The organism is Streptococcus agalactiae ATCC 13813 (assembly GCF_000186445.1).
Taxonomy (GTDB): Bacteria; Bacillota; Bacilli; order Lactobacillales; family Streptococcaceae; genus Streptococcus; species Streptococcus agalactiae.
The window spans coordinates 809,126-811,150 of the sequence record NZ_GL636070.1 but is presented as its reverse complement, the minus strand read 5'-3'; the positions used below and the strand labels follow the sequence as shown (position 1 = coordinate 811,150).

Sequence of the window (2,025 nt, the reverse complement as noted above, 5' to 3'; positions counted from 1 at the left end):
CCAAATTTAACAGGGTCACCATACTTTCCAGTAGTAGGATCATAGGTATACCAACCATTAAAATGCTCTCCTGCTTTAATCGTCGGAATCCCAACTTCTCCTAGAGATTCTCCATCTTTTATAATTTGATGATGAACTTGCATACCTGAAGCTGTCAGGAAATTATAATCAGTTCCGTCATTATTTTGAAAATGGTAAGTTAACCTAGGAACTTCTGTATTATCCTCTTGAACAATTGCATAAATGGAGAATGAATCTGTTTTAAAAGCAACATCACTGCTAGTGTTCTTAGTTTCTGCAGTATCTTTAGATTTTAATACTTCTGTTTGACCATCATCTTTAAAGTGAACAACTTTAAGGTTTTCATCTGAAGCTTCTAATGGCTTATCATAGTTAACCTCTACTTTTACTGGGGCTTGGGGTTCTGCTTCTTTACCATTTGACTCAATAGTAATGTCATAGAGTTTGAAGTTTTTGATTTCACTATCTTGTTTAGCAACTTCTGTCAATGCTTTTTTCTTATAATCTTTAAAAGTAGCTGAATTGTCTTTTAATTCCGTCACCTTTAAATCAGCATTTTTAGGAATCTTAGCTTCTTTGGTCAAAGTCACTGTTACAGTATAGTCTGCACCTCTAAACATCAATGGTTCTTCACGATAAGCAGCTTCCTCAGAAGATGATGTTTCTGTTACACTAGAAGCAGGAGTCTGTGGCTTGCTCTGCTCAACACTTGATTGAGAACTAGATGTTGATGAAGTTACCTGGCTAGAATTTTTATTTTCTAAAGTAATCCCCACATCATCTGTCTTAGTTTCTTCAACTGTTATTGCTGGTAGAATTAAAAAATAAGTTGTTAAAAAAGTTGTTAGGATCATCAATGACCACATGATAATTTTCCACTCTTTAGGGTGTTTTTTCTTTTTTAATGATTCGATTATAAAAGTTTGACACTTCTTTAGCATTTTTCATCCTCCCTAACCTTAATTGATACTACTAATCTTACCTAGAGGCCATATTCTGAAAGAAATTTTACCTACAATTTGTTCTTCTGAAACATCTCCTACAGAAGTACTTCGAGAATCAATTGAAGTTTTTCGGTTGTCTCCTAATACAAAAATTTTTTTATCAGGTACTTGATATGGGTATTTTATATTACTATTACCTAGTGCTTTATGAATAACATATGGTTCTTTCAACTTATGTTGATTCACGTAAACATCCCCTTGAGAATCAATATTAACCCAGTCTCCTGACTCTGCAATAACCCGCTTGACTAGGACCTTATTATTGTAGTAAAACGCGACAACGTCTCCAGTTTTAAAATTTGAACCTTTTACTGTAAAGACTACATCACCTGCACTTAAAGTCTTATTCATTGAATGTCCGTAGATTCTTAATACAGGCAACCATAAAACCGCAATTAAAATAGCTGTTGAAGCAACCGCCATCAAGATGTATATGGTATTTTTAATGACACTCCAAAAGCGTTTCTGATAAGTTACGCGATCCAGTTCTTGAGATAATTTATCTGAACTAATCTGTCTTTTCATTGTCTACGCCTCTCTTATCTACTAAATTCTTTACGTTTTCTAAATAGGTATCTGCAGCTAACTGAGCAGTCTCAAAAATACCACTAAGCACTAAGGAAGCTTCGGCAATAGAACCAGCTTTGCTAATTTTGATTTTTTTATCATCTAGCGCTTCTTTAAGTTGCTGAATCTCTTTCTCTTGTTTTTCAATAAGAAGTTGCTGTTCTAACATAATTTCTAGCAAGTCTTTTCTTTTTAATTTTTTTAAATCTTCCATCGCGATTACTTCCTTAACTGAACCTTAAATTATCGTTTAGATATTATATCAAAGTTCTAACCTTTAAACTCATTTTTTGTCCTGTGTTTTTTCTCAAAAAAGTCTATGCTAAATTAACATTTTTGATAATTTTTTGAAAAATCTCATCGAAATCATTTTCTTTTTGAAAGCTCGAATTCTAGGCATTAAAAAGCCATATATCAAATTGATATATGGCTT

The 2,025-nt window shown here is 32.9% G+C and carries 3 protein-coding genes; all 3 read right to left on the bottom strand.

Translation table 11 applies throughout. The features are described 5' to 3' along the window. Positions 1-962: hypothetical protein (locus HMPREF9171_RS109200; RefSeq protein ID WP_000913267.1), on the bottom strand; the 962-nt coding region annotated here is incomplete at its 3' end. Positions 963-980: 18 nt separating this feature from the next. Further along, positions 981-1,550, bottom strand: coding sequence for a signal peptidase I (lepB, locus tag HMPREF9171_RS109205; protein ID WP_000828635.1), 570 nt, complete (start codon positions 1,548-1,550; stop codon positions 981-983). Next, positions 1,534-1,806, bottom strand: a complete 273-nt coding sequence (locus tag HMPREF9171_RS109210; protein WP_000389767.1) for a hypothetical protein — start codon at positions 1,804-1,806, stop codon at positions 1,534-1,536. Before HMPREF9171_RS109210 ends, lepB begins: the two co-directional genes overlap by 17 nt. Between the last annotated feature and the right edge of the window lie 219 nt (positions 1,807-2,025).